Source organism: Rhodopseudomonas palustris BisB18 (genome assembly GCF_000013745.1).
Classification (GTDB): Bacteria; Pseudomonadota; Alphaproteobacteria; order Rhizobiales; family Xanthobacteraceae; genus Rhodopseudomonas_A; species Rhodopseudomonas_A palustris_F.
This window is the reverse complement of record NC_007925.1, coordinates 5,417,298-5,431,466: the sequence shown is the minus strand read 5'-3', so window position 1 is coordinate 5,431,466 and position 14,169 is coordinate 5,417,298. Positions and strand designations below refer to the sequence as shown.

Annotated in this window: 11 protein-coding genes; 5 read left to right on the top strand and 6 right to left on the bottom strand. The window is 65.5% G+C overall.

Features of this window, described 5'->3' with window-relative positions; all coding sequences use genetic code 11:
* Positions 1–63 precede the first annotated feature (63 nt).
* Both RPC_RS24405 and RPC_RS24400 read left to right on the top strand, forming a co-directional pair.
* Positions 64–786: a YdcF family protein gene (locus tag RPC_RS24405; protein WP_011475263.1), complete on the top strand. Its 723-nt coding sequence runs from the start codon at positions 64–66 to the stop codon at positions 784–786.
* A gap of 11 nt (positions 787–797) precedes the next feature.
* Positions 798–1,586 carry a lysophospholipid acyltransferase family protein gene (locus RPC_RS24400; RefSeq protein ID WP_011475262.1) on the top strand — a complete coding sequence of 263 codons (789 nt, stop codon included), beginning with the start codon at positions 798–800 and terminating at the stop codon, positions 1,584–1,586.
* A gap of 15 nt (positions 1,587–1,601) precedes the next feature.
* Here the strand turns inward: RPC_RS24400 and RPC_RS24395 are convergent, their stop codons facing one another.
* A complete protein-coding gene (locus tag RPC_RS24395; RefSeq protein ID WP_011475261.1) occupies positions 1,602–2,198 on the bottom strand; it encodes a gamma-glutamylcyclotransferase in 597 nt (198 codons plus the stop codon).
* A 29-nt stretch (positions 2,199–2,227) separates the two neighbouring features.
* Between RPC_RS24395 and RPC_RS24390 the strand changes: the two genes are divergently transcribed.
* Positions 2,228–3,415, top strand: a complete 1,188-nt coding sequence (locus tag RPC_RS24390) for a DUF2125 domain-containing protein (protein WP_011475260.1) — start codon at positions 2,228–2,230, stop codon at positions 3,413–3,415.
* 192 nt (positions 3,416–3,607) lie between these two features.
* Here the strand turns inward: RPC_RS24390 and RPC_RS24385 are convergent, their stop codons facing one another.
* Entirely contained in the window at positions 3,608–6,124 is a 2,517-nt protein-coding gene (locus tag RPC_RS24385) for a glycogen/starch/alpha-glucan phosphorylase (protein WP_011475259.1), read from the bottom strand.
* A 443-nt stretch (positions 6,125–6,567) separates the two neighbouring features.
* Between RPC_RS24385 and RPC_RS24380 the strand changes: the two genes are divergently transcribed.
* Positions 6,568–7,002, top strand: coding sequence for a hypothetical protein (locus RPC_RS24380; RefSeq protein ID WP_011475258.1), 435 nt, complete (start codon positions 6,568–6,570; stop codon positions 7,000–7,002).
* Positions 7,003–7,170: 168 nt separating this feature from the next.
* Here the strand turns inward: RPC_RS24380 and RPC_RS24375 are convergent, their stop codons facing one another.
* The 3 genes from RPC_RS24375 to polA form a co-directional block, all read right to left on the bottom strand.
* On the bottom strand, positions 7,171–7,974 hold the full coding sequence (locus RPC_RS24375; RefSeq protein ID WP_011475257.1) for a DUF2865 domain-containing protein: 804 nt from the start codon (positions 7,972–7,974) through the stop codon (positions 7,171–7,173).
* A 145-nt stretch (positions 7,975–8,119) separates the two neighbouring features.
* The gene (pyrE, locus tag RPC_RS24370) at positions 8,120–8,683 is read right to left on the bottom strand and encodes an orotate phosphoribosyltransferase (protein WP_011475256.1); all 564 of its coding nucleotides are present in this window, start codon (positions 8,681–8,683) and stop codon (positions 8,120–8,122) included.
* Between the two features lie 247 nt (positions 8,684–8,930).
* Positions 8,931–11,996, bottom strand: coding sequence for a DNA polymerase I (gene polA / locus RPC_RS24365; RefSeq protein WP_011475255.1), 3,066 nt, complete (start codon positions 11,994–11,996; stop codon positions 8,931–8,933).
* A 151-nt stretch (positions 11,997–12,147) separates the two neighbouring features.
* Here polA and RPC_RS24360 point away from each other — a divergent pair, with 151 nt between their 5' ends.
* The gene (locus RPC_RS24360) at positions 12,148–12,741 is read left to right on the top strand and encodes a hypothetical protein (RefSeq protein WP_011475254.1); all 594 of its coding nucleotides are present in this window, start codon (positions 12,148–12,150) and stop codon (positions 12,739–12,741) included.
* 196 nt (positions 12,742–12,937) lie between these two features.
* On the opposite strand, the gene RPC_RS24355 is transcribed toward RPC_RS24360, so the two are convergent.
* Positions 12,938–13,996, bottom strand: coding sequence for an acyltransferase family protein (locus RPC_RS24355; RefSeq protein ID WP_011475253.1), 1,059 nt, complete (start codon positions 13,994–13,996; stop codon positions 12,938–12,940).
* Positions 13,997–14,169: the final 173 nt, after the last annotated feature.

The following is a 14,169-nucleotide window of genomic DNA, read 5'->3' as shown; positions in this document are numbered from 1 at the left end:
TTCGCCAGAAAAACTACTACTGTGCCGGTTCGAAACAGACATCAAGAGAACGATCGACCTCGTATGACCCAGCCGTCCGATCAGGATCCGCCGAACCTCGCAGCGGGCGCACCCCCCCGCTGCAGCGGGCTGCGCGCGGCGATCGTGGCCACGCTGGCGATCGGCTTCGTCGGCATGGCGAGCGGATTCGTCGTGTTTCTATCGCAACTGCGCGGCGCCGAAATTCAGCCCGGCCGCAATGCCGACGGCATCGTGGTGCTGACCGGCGGCTCCTCGCGGGTGTCCGACGCGATCGAATTGCTGGCGGCGGGCTACGGCCGGCGGCTGCTGATCTCCGGGGTGCATCCGACCAACGGCGCCAACGATATTTCGCGATCGCTGCCGGACAGCCAGCAGCTGCTCAGCTGCTGCGTCGATCTCGACCGCTCCGCGATCAACACCCGCAGCAACGCCGCCGAAGCACGGCGCTGGGCCCACGAACGCGGTTTCCACTCGCTGATCGTGGTGACCTCGAATTACCACATGCCGCGCGCGATCGTGGAAATGTCGCACGCCATGCCGGATATCGAACTGATCCCGTTCGCGGTGGTCGGCGACAAATGGCGCGACGATCCGTGGTGGACCAGTGGCGCCACGTTCCGGCTGTTGTTATCGGAATATGCTAAGTACATCGCCGCCGAGGCCCGGGTGCGGCTGGCCGGGTTCGGGGCCGAGCTTATGCCGGACGGCGAGCCCGCGACCGAATTGGTGGCCCGCCGCAAGCCGGCGACGGCTCTCGCCAATTGATCGGATGATCCATGGTTTCGATTTTTCTGCGATCGCTCGTCTTCAATATCTTGTTCTATATCCTGTTGGTGTTCTGGGTGCTGGTGGGAATCCCGACCTTCCTGATGCCGCGCTGGGCGATCATCAACATCGCGAAATATTGGGGCATCAGCAGCATCTGGCTGATGCGCCTGATCTGCAACACCAAGGTTGAGTTTCGCGGTCTGGAGAAGATCCCCGAGGGGCCATTGATCGTCGCGTCGAAGCACCAGTCGATGTGGGAAACCTTCGCGCTGCTGCAGTTCTTCGATCAGCCGCTGTATATCCTGAAGCGCGAATTGCTGTGGATCCCGTTCTTCGGTTGGTATCTGTCGAAGGCCGACATGATCGGGGTCAATCGCGGCAATGGCGGCCGCGCGCTGGTCAGCATGGCGCGCCGCGCCGGCGAAGAGGTCCGTCGCGGCCGGCAATTGATCATCTTCCCGGAAGGCACCCGCACCGCGGTCGATGCCGAGCCGCGCTACAAGACCGGGGTCGGCCAGATCTATGCCGATTGCGAAGTGCCCTGCATCCCGGTGGCGCTGAATTCCGGGCTGTTCTGGCCGCGCCGCGCCTTCCTGCGCTATCCCGGCACCATCGTGGTGGAGTTTCTCGATCCGCTGCCGGCGGGATTGCCGCGCAAGCAGTTCCTGTTGCAGGTCAGCGAGCTGATCGAAACCGCCACCAACCGGCTGGTCGACGCCGGCCGGCAGGAACAAGCGCAACTGTTCGGCCGGGTGCCGAGCCGGGTGCCGCTGAAGGCCAAGCCGCCGGCGGCTTAGAAAGCGCCGGCGGCGCTAGCGATGCACCGGGGTGTCGTCGCGCAGCTGCAGGGCCAGCCGATGCAGCTGCGGATCGCGGCAGCCCTGTGTCTCCAGCGCTGCCACCGTCGACAGCACGTAGTCCTGGTTGGGGCCGGATTGGCCGTGGCCTTGCCGCACGATGCGCAGTTGTTCGGCATCGCTGAGCCGCCCGGCATATTGCGCGTGACCGCGGTCGACCACATAGGTCAGTGCACTGACCCGGCGGCGGGCGTCATCTTGCAGCCACACCGAGCGCATCACCTCGCGATAGACTTTGGTGACCTGCTCGCGGCCGCGCAGATAGGCGACGGTTTCGGCGCGATCCGCCGCAGCGACCCGGAACGCGACGCCGCGGCAGGCGCCGCCGCGGTCCAGCCCGAGCACCAGGCCGGGTTTCTCCGGAGTGCCGCGATGCACGAAGGAATAGACGCAGAGCGCGCGATGCTCGCCGATCAGCCGCGCCGAAAGCTGCTCGAGAAAGGCGAAGCCGGGGTGCCACATCAGCGAGCCGTAGCCGAACACCCAGAGGTCGCCCGCCGCGGTTGCGGCATCGGGCAGGTTATTCGTCGACGTGATATGGGAATCGCTCAATTGACAAATCTCGAGTCTAGGGTCGCCGCATGTCCGAAATAATTCTCACGCCGCGCCGGCGGCTCTGGCCGGTCTTCGTCTTGCCGACTGTGCTGCTGGTTCTGGCCGCGGCCTGGAGTGGCTTCTGGTTTTACACCGCCGGAAGGCTCGATCAATCGGTCGATGCCTGGCGCGCGCGTGAAGCGGCGTCCGGGCGGGTCTATGAGTGCGGCAATCGCTCGGTTGCGGGCTTTCCGTTCCGGCTCGAGGTGCGCTGCAAGGACGCCAGCGTCGCGCTGACGTCGCAATCGGCCGGGCCGGAGCAGACGCCGATCACCGCCAAGCTCGGCGAAATCCTGGTGGTCGGACAGATCTACGATCCGCGGCTGTTGATCGCCGAATTCACCGCGCCGGCGGTGCTGGCCGGCCGCGGCCAACCGCCGTCGATGGCGGTGAGCTGGAGCGCCGCGCGGGCGAGCGTGGTCGGCCTGCCCGGCGTGCCGCAGCGCGCCTCGATCGTGTTCGACGATGCCGTCGTCGATCGGATCGCGGGCGCCGTGCAAACCGCCCAGGCGCGCGCCCGCCATGCCGAGCTGCACGGCCGGCTGCTCGATGCGCCGGCAGCTGGGCCGCAGCCGCTCGAAGCGGTGGCGCAACTCGCCGGCGCCAGCCTGCAGGAGCTGCACCCGCTATTGGCCGAGCCGTTCGACGCCGACCTCCGCGCGGTGTTGAACGGGTTGCAGGATTTTTCGCCAAAACCCTGGCCGCAGCGGTTTCGCGAGCTGCAGGCCGCCGGCGGCAAGGTCGAGATCAGCCGCTCGCGGATCCAGCAGGGCGAGCTGATCGCGGTGGCGGCAGGGACGCTTGGTCTCAGCCCGAACGGCCGGATCGACGGCGAATTGCAGATGACGGTGGCGGGACTCGACAAGGTCGTTCCGGCGCTCGGCATCGACAAGATGCTGGAGCAGGGCGTGCCGCAGGCGACGCTCGACCGGGTGGCGCCGGGGGTGCGGGCCAAGGACGTCAACAGCGTGCTTGGCGCGCTCGATCGCGCCATCCCGGGGCTTGGTAAGGCGGTGCGTCAGAACGCCAATGCCGGCGTCGCCGCCGGCATCAACGCGCTCGGCAAGGACGCCGTGCTGGAGGGGCGCCCGGCGCGGGCCTTCCCGCTGCGCTTCGTCGACGGCGCGGTGTTCATCGGCCCGCTGCAGGTGGGGCAGGTCCCGCCGTTGTTTTAGGGCGTCTATGGCCCAGACGGTCATTCCGGGGCGCGAGCGGCTTCAGCCGCGAGCGAACCCGGAATCTTGCAACACGTGGAAGACTCTTGCGCCCGCAGCGAGATTCCGGGTTCGCTCGGCCTGCGGCCTCACGCCCCGGAATGACTGCTGCTGCGGTCGCGCGAGCCCGCCCGACCAACGCGTCGCTATCGACTACCGCTGCGCCTGGCGGGCCTCCGAAGGTTGCGCGGCGGGCGTGGTCGGTACGTCCCAAACGTCCTCGGCGTATTCGCGAATCGTGCGGTCCGAGGAGAACCACGCCATCCGCGACACGTTGAGAATCGCCGCCCGGGTCCAGGCCGGCCCCGCGCGCCAGCGCGCGTCGATGCCGCGCTGGGCTTCGTAGTAGGAGTCGAAATCAGCGCTGACCATGTAGTGGTCGAGGTGGCGCAGCGCGTGTGCGATCGAAGCGAAGCGGCCGACGTCGTCCGGCGAGAACACCCCGGAATCGATCGCGCGGATCGCCCGCGCCAGATGCGGCGAACGCCCGATCACGTCGGTGGCGTCGAGGCCTTGCGACCGGCGCGCCACCACTTCGAGGGCTTCCATGCCGAAGATCGCGATGTTTTCCGCGCCGACGTGGTCACGCATCTCGATATTGGCGCCGTCCAGCGTGCCGATGGTGAGCGCGCCGTTGAGACCGAGCTTCATGTTGCCGGTCCCGGAGGCCTCCATCCCGGCGGTCGAAATCTGCTCGGACAGATCGGCGGCGGGAATGATCACCTCGGCGAGGCTGACATTGTAGTCCGATAGGAACACCACCTTGAGCCGCCCGGCGATTTCGGGATCGTTGTTGATGGTCTCGGCGACGTCATTGATCAGCTTGATGATCAATTTGGCGTAGCGATAGCTCGCCGCCGCCTTGCCGGCGAAGATCTTGACCCGCGGCACCCAGTCGCGCTGCGGCTCGTCCTTGATCGCGTAGTACAGCGCGATGGTCTCCAGCACGTTGAGCAGCTGGCGCTTGTATTCGTGAATCCGCTTGATCTGCACGTCGAACAGCGCGCTGGGATCGACCTTGATCTCCAGGCGGTCGGCGATCAAACGCGACAGCGCCACTTTGTTGCGATGCTTGACGGCGCGGAACTGCTGCTGGAACGCACTGTCGCCGGCGTAGTCCTCCATCCGTTGCAGACGGGTCGGATCGTCGAGCACCTCCTCGCCGCAGGTGGCGCGCGCCAGGTCGGTGAGCCCCGGATTGGCCAGCATCAGCCAGCGGCGAAAGGTGATGCCGTTGGTCTTGTTGGTGATGCGGCCGGGATAGAGATGGTGCAGGTCGTGAAACACCGTCTCTTTCATCAGATCGGAATGCATCGCCGAGACACCGTTGATGCGGTGCGAGCCGATGAACGCCAGGTGGCCCATCCGCACCCGCCGGCCGGCTTTTTCGTCGATCAGCGACACCGAGGCGCGGAAATCGACGTCGCCGGGGCAGCAGGCATTGGCGAGACCCAAATGCACTTCGTTGATGCGATAGATGATCTCCAGATGGCGCGGCAGGCAGCGCTCGAACAATTCGACCGGCCAGGTTTCCAGCGCCTCCGGCAGCAGCGTGTGGTTGGTATAGGACAGCGTCGCCCGGGTGATTTCCCAGGCCTCGTCCCAGCGCATGCCGTGGTGATCGATCAGGATCCGCATCAATTCGGTGACGGCGAGGCTCGGATGGGTGTCGTTGAGCTGCACCGCCGCCTTTTTCGCCAGGTTGCGCAACTGGCCTTCGGCGTGCAGATGCCGCTTGATCAGATCCTGCAGCGAGGCCGAGACGAAGAAGTACTCCTGCCGCAGCCGCAATTCGCGGCCCGCCGCGCTTTCGTCGTTGGGATAGAGGAATTTGCAGATCGCCTCGGCGCGCGCCTCGTGCGCCGTGGCGCCGAGATAGTCGCCCGAGTTGAACACGTCGATCAATAGCGGATCCGGCGCCCTTGCCGACCATAGCCGCAGCGCGTTGACGTGCTTGCCGCGCCAGCCGACGATCGGGGTGTCGTAGGCCACCGCCTGCACCGTCTCACCCGGATACCAGATCGCGCGATCATGGCCGCGGGAATCCACCGAATGTTCGACGCTGCCGCCGAAATGCACCTGATAGACGACTTCCGGCCGCTGCAATTCCCAGGGATTGCCGAAGCCCAGCCATTCGTCGGGATATTCCTGCTGCCAGCCCTGGGTGATGATCTGGCGGAACAGGCCAAAATCGTAGCGGATGCCGTAACCGAATGCCGGGATCTCCAGCGTCGCCATGCTTTCCATGAAGCAGGCGGCGAGCCGGCCGAGGCCGCCATTGCCGAGCGCCGCGTCGGGCTCGCATTTGCGCAGCTCCGACAGGCCGACGCCGAGATCGCCGAGTGCCGCGTCGAACAGCGGCAGCAGGCCCATATTGTTCAGCGCGTCGGTGAACAGCCGGCCGATCAGGAATTCCAGCGACAGGTAGTAGACCCGCTTGCGGCCGGCGTCGTAGCTGTCCTTTTCGGAAACCAGCCAGCGATGCACGATGCGGTCGCGCAGCGCCAAGGCCGCGGCCTTGTACCAGTCGTGCTTGGTGGCAAGCGCGGCTTCCTTGCCGATCGCCAGCGTGAGCTTGGCGACGATGGCGCTCTTGATTTCGGCCAAAGCCAGCTCGTCAAGCGGCGGCTGCGGCGGGCGGAAGTCGTCGGTGATCGTTTGAATTGGCAAAATGTTACCCTAAAACTGCGTTAGACATGATCATACGCGCATTATCCATGGATCGGAACCCGTGGCGCGGCGATCGTTTGTGCGTTGCGATGCTTGGTTCGAGCAGATGGCATGTCCGCAATCTAGCACCGCACTGTTGCGAGCAAATCACGGCGGTGCCAAGTTCGGGATATTCCGGAGCGCCCTGATACCAATTCTCGTAGAATGGCGCCCGGACTACCGCAGGATGGTACTTTTCTCGAAATCGTCATCCGCTTTCGCTTTCTGATTGCGCATGATCTTGTCCGAAAACGGTATTTCAAGGTAGCCAAGCGCCAATTCGGGCATGATCGATCATTGGCCTGCGAACAAATTAAGAACACTTTAGCAAGTCATTGATATATCGTTATGATTCGGCCTGTCAGACTACAAGATATTGGGCCTTCGGGACTTGCGAGGACTAGATGTCCACCACCATTGCTTTCGAGCCGTTCGCGCTGACCCGGATTGCGGATTTCGCGCGGTCGCTGTCGCGGCTGCATCAAATCGCCTGCCGTCAGCCGATCGATGATGACCAGCTCGACCGCGAGTTCAACGCGGTCTGCGTGTCGATCTGGGGCTACACCACCGACGATTTCAGCGACGCGCTGTTTTCTGCCGCCGACCACGCTTGGCTTGATTCGCTCGACGAGGCGCATGCCCGAATCTTCGCGGCCGAGCTGGGCTACGACCTGGTCGACGATCACGGCATGCTGACAGATTGGTGGGGCTATTGCTGGATGATTCTAGCCGAGCAGCGTGGCCTGTTGACGCCGGAGAACAAGGCGGCGGCACGGGCGCGGATCGAGGAGGCGTATCTGGCGGCGCCGAACGTGATCGGCATCGTGCGGGGGCGCTAGACCAAGGCCGGTCATTCCGGGGCGTGAGCAGCGAAGCTGCGAATGAACCCGGAATCTCGCTGCTGGGGCGAGTGCGCGTTCGCGGCGAGATTCCGGGTTCGCTCAGCCTGCGGCTTCGCGCCCCGGAATGACGAAGCTCTGGTATCGGTCGCTTCTTTTGAAGAGCAGTTACCGCGCCTCGGCGCGCTTGCCTTTGGCGGGTGCCGGCTTGGCGGGTTCCGGCGGCAGCGCCACGCCGCTGTCGGCGAGCGGCGCCGGATCGACGATCATTTCGGCGCTGACCGGCGCGACTTTCATTTCGCCGAGCCTTGCCCGAACCTCGGCGGTCAGCCCCGGATAGGAATTCACCGGGGTGAATTCCGCGGTCTGGCTGGCGCCGACCCGGACCCCGGAATAGGCCACCAGGCCATTGGTGGTGGCGATGACGTCGCCGGAGCGCAGCGAGGTGTCGAGCGTGAGGTCCACCGGCGCGAGCCCGGCGGGATCGCGGCCGTTGCAGGTGCAATCGGCTTTCAGCGCCTTGCGATAGGCAAAGGCATTGTCGCTGTCGGCGTAGCGCTCGCCGTTGCTGGCGGTGGCGCCGTCGATATTGCTGCCGAAATACACCCGGGTCGGGCTGGCCGGACAGAATGCCTGGCACATTTGCGCCGCTGTGGCGCCGCCGCGGGTGGTCAGCGGAAAATACCGGCCGTCGCAGCTGCGCACGCAGAACGCGGGGCCGGAGCCGGAGGCGTTCATCGGGCGCGGCGGCGGCGCAGCTTGCTGGTTGAGGCCGAACGGATCGGCGAAGAAATTCGATTGGGTCGGGGCGGAGCGTTGCTGCGGCCTTTGCTGGAAACCGCCGAACAGCGCTTCGAGGAAATTCTCGGCGACCGCGATCCGCGGCGCCAGCGCGACCGGCATTGCCACCGCAACGGCGATGGCCAACATCACGCCGCGGCGTGCCCGCGCAAATTCGAACTGTCGACGCAACGCTCACTCCACCCAGGCGGTCTGGCTTTGGCCGGATCGTTTGTCCGGCGTGGGTGCAACTTTAATGCGGGATGGTAAACGGCGAGTAAGCGGGCCGGCCGGTGGGCTCAAACAGATGCCGATATCGATGCCGAAATGGCGCCGTTCAGCTCTTGAGGAACTCGCTGGCCTTGTAGAGCGAGCGGAATGGCAGCCCGGCCGCGGCGAACGCCTCGGTGGCCCCTTCTTCGCGGTCCACCATGGTCAGCACCAGCACGATCACGCCGCCGGCCTCGCGCACCGATTCGGCCGCCTTGATCGCCGAGCCGCCGGTGGTGGTGACGTCCTCGACGATCACCACCCGCTTGCCCTGCAGCGTCTCGGTCTTCGACAGCCCTTCGACCGAGAGCCGGGCGCCGTGCTCCTTCGGCTTCTTGCGCACGAAGAACGCGGCGATCGGATGGTTCTTCAGCCAGGACAATTGCGCGATCGCGCCGGCCAGCGGCACCGCGCCCATCTCCAGCCCGCCGATGTAATCGACATTGTCCTCGCGCAGCGCCTCGAAGGTCAGTTCCGCCAGCAATGCCGCGCCTTCCGGATCGAGCATGGTCGGCTTCAGATTGAAATAGAAGTCGCTCTTGCGGCCGGAGGCCAAGGTGATTTCGCCGCGGCCGAACGAGCGGGCGCGGATGATGTCGGCAAGGCGGGCGCGGGAGGCGGATTTCGACACGGGTGATTCTCTTGGGCTGGGATTGGCCAGCAATCTATCGATCGCGGGCTGCGCACGCCAGCGGAGATCGTGCGGGCGCAGGGAAGCTTAGCTGGTCGCGTGTCCCGGACGTGGCGCAGCGCGCAGCGTTGCTCCACGAGCCGGGACCGTTACGAAGTCAGCGTCCGTTACGGTCCCGGATCTGCAGCGCACCACGCCGCAAAGGGCGGCGCGCTGCGCCGCGTCCGGGGCACGGCGCCATGAGCGCTCAATGCGCCTCGTCCCAGTTGTTCGCCGCGCGCGCGTCGACCTGCAGCGGCACCGACAGCAGCACCGCCGGGAACGGGGCGTCCTGCATCACCTGCTGCACCACCGGCAGCGTTGCCGCGACCTCGTCGTCGGCCACCTCGAAGATCAATTCGTCGTGCACCTGCAACAACATCTGCGCCGATAATTTCTTTTCGGCCAGCGCGTCTTCCATCCGCACCATGGCGCGGCGGATGATGTCGGCGGCGGTGCCCTGCAGCCTGGCGTTGATCGCGGCGCGCTCGTTGAAGGCGCGCACCGAGGCGTTCGAGGCCTTGATGTCGGGGTAATGGCATTTTCGGCCGAACAGCGTTTCGACAAAGCCATGGGCGCGGCAGAAGTCGCGGGTGGCGTCCATATAGGCGCGGATGCCGGGAAAGCGCTCGAAGTACTTCTTGATATAGGCGCCGGCCTCCTCGCGCGGAATGCCGAGCTGGTTGGCCAGCCCAAACGCCGAGATGCCGTAGATGATGCCGAAATTGATCGCTTTGGCGCGGCGCCGCACCTCGCTCGGCATGTCCTTGATCGGCACCCCGAACATTTCCGAGGCGGTCATGGCGTGGATGTCGAGACCGTCCTGGAACGCCTGTTTCAACACCGGGATGTCGGCGATTTCGGCGAGCAGCCGCAGCTCGATCTGGGAATAATCCGCCGACACCAGCTTGTGGCCGGGGGCGGCGATGAAGGCGCGGCGGATCTTGCGGCCGTCCTCGGTGCGCACCGGGATGTTCTGCAGGTTGGGTTCGTTCGACGACAGCCGTCCGGTGGTGGTCGCGGCCAGCGCGTAGGTGGTGTGCACCCGGTGGGTCTGCGGATGCACGTAGGTCGGCAGCGCGTCCGTATAGGTCGAGCGCAGCTTCGACACCTGCCGCCAATCCAGGATTTTTCGCGGGAATTCGTGGCCCTGCTCGGCGAGCTCTTCCAGGACCTGCGCCGAGGTCGACCACGCCCCGGTCTTGGTCTTGGAGCCGCCGGGCAGCTGCATCTTGCCGAACAAAATGTCGCCGAGCTGCTTCGGGCTGCCGATATTGATCTCTTCGCCGGCGATCTCGCGGATCTCCGCCTCGATGCGCGCCGCGGTCTGGGCGAAATCGCCGGACAGCCGCGCCAGCACTGCGCGGTCGATCGAGATGCCGCGCCGCTCCATCCGCGCCAGCACGCCGATCAGCGGCCGCTCCAGTGTCTCGTAAACCGTGGTCATGCGTTCGGCGACCAGCCGCGGCTTCAACACCCGCCACAGCCGCAGCGCGACGTCGGCATCCTCGGCGGCGTAGCAGGTGGCGCGGTCGATCGCGACCTGGTCGAACGACAGCTTGGCCTTGCCGCTGCCGATCACCTCGCCATAGCTCAGCGTCTTGTGGCCGAGCCAGGTCTCGGCGAGGGCGTCGAGCCCGTGGGCGTGGCGGCCGGCGTCCAACGCATAGGACATCAGCTGCACGTCGTCGGCGTTCTGCAGCGTGATGCCGTGCTGCGCCAGCAGCACCGCGGTGAATTTGATGTTGAAGCCGATCTTCAGCACGCCGGGGGATTCCAGGATCGGCCGCAGCGCTTCCAGCGCGTCGCGGGCGGCGATCTGATCGGGTTCGAGCCCGGAAGCGAACAGTCCCGCGGCGTCGCCGGATTGCCGATGGCCGAGCGGAACGTAGCAGGCCTCATTGGGGCCCAGCGCCAGCGCCAGCCCGGTCAACTCCGCCTGCATCGGATCGACCACCGCGCTCTTGATGTCGAAGGTGGCCTTGGCCTCCAGCGCGACATGGCCGAGGTCGTGGATTTTCGCGATCCAGCCGTGCAGTTCGTCGCGCGTGCGCAGCGTGGCGTAGCCGTCGCGGTTGACCGGAATCTTCCGCGCCTCTTCGGCCCGCGCGGCGGCGAGGAGTTGCGGGGTGAGGGCATCGCTCGATTGCGGCGCCGATGAGGCAAGGCCTTGCCCCGTTTGCGGCGCGCTCCCTCCCCCCTTGCGGGGGAGGGTTGGGGAGGGGGGTGCCCCAAAAAGATCGCCGGCGTCCGTGGCCCCCCCACCCCGACCCTCCCCCGCAAGGGGGGAGGGAGAAGACGTCCCGCTCTTCACCGCAGCATCGGCCTCGACGTCGGCCGGATCGATCTGCGAATACTCCGCGACCCGCCGCGTCAGCGTGGAGAATTCCATCGCCTTCAGAAACGCGATCAGTTTTCGCGCATCCGGCTCGTGCACCGCGAGTTCGTCGAGCGGCACGTCGAGCGCGACCTTGTCATCGAGCAACACCAGCTGCCGCGAGATCCGCGCCTTCTCGGCGTTGGCGATCAGCGCCTCGCGGCGCTTCGGCTGCTTGATCTCGGCGGCGCGGGCGAGCAGCGTGTCGAGATCGCCATACTCGTTGATCAATTGCGCCGCGGTCTTGACGCCGATGCCCGGCACCCCCGGAACGTTGTCGACGCTGTCGCCGGCCAGCGCCTGCACCTCGACCACCTTGTCGGGCGGCACGCCGAACTTCTCGATCACTTGCGGGATGCCGATGCGGCGGTCCTTCATGGTGTCGAACATGGTGACGCAGTCGGTAACGAGCTGCATCAGGTCCTTGTCGGAGGAGACGATGGTGGCGGTGGCGCCGCGTTCGCAGGCCTGCCGCACATAGGTCGCGATCAGATCGTCGGCCTCGAAGCCGATCTGTTCCAGGCAGGGCAGATCGAACGCCCTCACCGCCTCGCGGATCAGCGCGAATTGCGGGATCAGATCGTCCGGCGCCGGCGGCCGCTGCGCCTTGTAGAGAGGATAGAGTTCGTTGCGGAAGGTCTTTTCCGCCTTGTCGAAGATGATGGCCAGATGGGTCGGCCGCTCGTCGTTCGGCATTTCGCGCAGCAGCTTCCACAGCATGTTGCAGAAACCCAGCACGGCGTTGACCTGCAGCCCGTCGGACTTGCGGTTGAGCGGCGGCAGCGCGTGGTAGGCGCGGAAAATATACGACGAACCGTCGACCAGAAAGACGTGGTCGCCCTTGCTCGGGGCTTTGACGGCGACGGAGGACGCGGCGTGTTCAGAGGTTTTCGGCATGGCCGCAACTTAAGGAGTTTTACCAGGAAATGACACCTGTCCGGCAGCGGACAGAGCATGAAAATTTCATCGCAGCTCGCTGCCGAAAAGGTTGCATCGGCGGCTGTTCCGTGACCCGGTGCAGCGCAGCTGCAGCGAAAGGAATCCGCCGATGCCCCCGCAAATCGACGTGTTGATGGCGAAGTTGCGCGCGGTGGAGGCCGAGATCGAGGTCGAACTCGCCAGGCATCGCGAGGCGCTGCGCTACCACCTGGAAAACCGCAAGGTCGTGTTCGAGAAGGAGGCGCTGCGGCTGCAGCGCGCCATCAAGGTCACGCTCGGGCGCTACATCCGCAACGCCGATCCGTGGATCGTGGTGACCGCGCCGGTGATCTATTCGCTGATCGTGGCGTTCGTGCTGCTCGACGTCATGGTGATGACCTACCAGGCGATCTGTTTTCCGATCTACAAGATCCCCAAGGTGCGGCGCCGCGATTACCTGGTGTTCGACCGGCATCATCTGGCCTATCTCAACCTGTTGGAAAAGATCAACTGCGCCTACTGCTCCTACGGCAACGGCGTGATCGCCTTTGCCCGCGAGGTGGCGGCGCGCACCGAGGTGTATTGGTGCCCGATCAAGCACGCCCGCCGCGTGCTGGGGCCGCATCCGCATTACCAGGGCTTTGCCGATTTCGGCGACCCCGAAGCCTACCGCGCCAAGATCGACAGCATGGCCGACGGGGTGAAGTTCGACGAGCCGGCGTGAGCGCCGTTGTTCCGCGTGCCCCGGACGCAGTGCACCGCGCCGCTCTCGCGGCGTGGTGCACTGCAGATCCGGGGCCGTTACGGAGCGATGCCTTTGTAATGGTCCCGGTTCTGCAGAGCAGCGCTACGCGCTGCACCGCGCCCGGGACACGAAAACTACAACGGCTGTGCATAAAGCCACGCCGTGTGTGCCGTGACTATTCCGCCGCCGCCAGCGCCGCGCGCTTCTTCGGTGCGATCCAGAACGCGTCGGGGCGTTCGAACAGGAAACGCGCGCCGGTGATCAGCGCCAGCCGCCAGATCGCCAGCGCGCCGACCACGCCTGCGATGGTGACCAACAACGAGATGGTGCCGACGCCGAGGAAGGGCGCGAATTTCAGCAGCGACAGCCGCGCGATCACCATCGGCAGGAAGAACGCCAGGTAAATCACGATGGAATGCTCGCCGCAGAACCGCAGCCCGTTCAGCCATCGCCGGCGCGCCAGCAGCGTGCCGGTGACGATGATGGCGCAGGCGCCGGCGAATCCCAGCAGCAGCGAGATCACCGGCCAGTTGCTGCAGCCGTCGTAGATGATCGCGGCATTCGCGATCGCCCACAGCACCAGCGCCGCCATGGCCCAGCGCGGCCGGGCGCGGGCGTAGTCCGACAGCGCGAACACCTTTGCTGCGAACAGATAGCCGGAATAGAAATACACGAAGCGCGCGGCGAATTCGTCGATCACGGTCCAGCCGGTCGACAGATGCGTCATCTCGAGCGCCGCCGCGACGAGCCAGATCGCGGCCGGCGGCAGCCGCTTGGTCGCCTTGGTGACCACGAAGAAGATCGGCAACAGATAGATGAACCACAGCGTGCCGAACGGCTCGATGAAGGCTTCCAGATACATCAGCCCGACATGCGCCCAGCCCTGATCGGCGGCAAACGCCGGCGCCTTGAAGCCGAACTGGATGGTCACCCACAGCACGTAGAAGTAGGCGAAATGCACCACCTTGCGGTCGAGATAGCTGCGCCAGTCGCGGTCGATCACCACCGCCAGGAACAGCCCGGAGATCAGGAAGAAATCCGGCATCCGGAACGGCCGGGCGAATTCCACCAGATAATGCATGTAGCCGGTCTGGCCGGCGGCGGCCTCGACGCCGAGCACCGAATGCATCATCACCACCATGATGATGCAGATGCCCTTGGCGTAATCCACCCAGTCGATGCGGGGCGGCGGCGACGCAGGCGTCATGACGGCGGATGTGCCGTTTCTGGTCATCGGTGTCCCTTTTCGGCGCGGTTGTGGCGCATTGTCCTGCCAATCGGTTGCGATGGTGTTGCACCAATCAAACAATGTGCCGGCCTCAGGGAATCGTGATCGCGGCCGCGCCGATTTGCCGGCGCGGGCGATTCTGTTAACCATCGCGGCCCCTTGCTTGGACCGGACGAGCC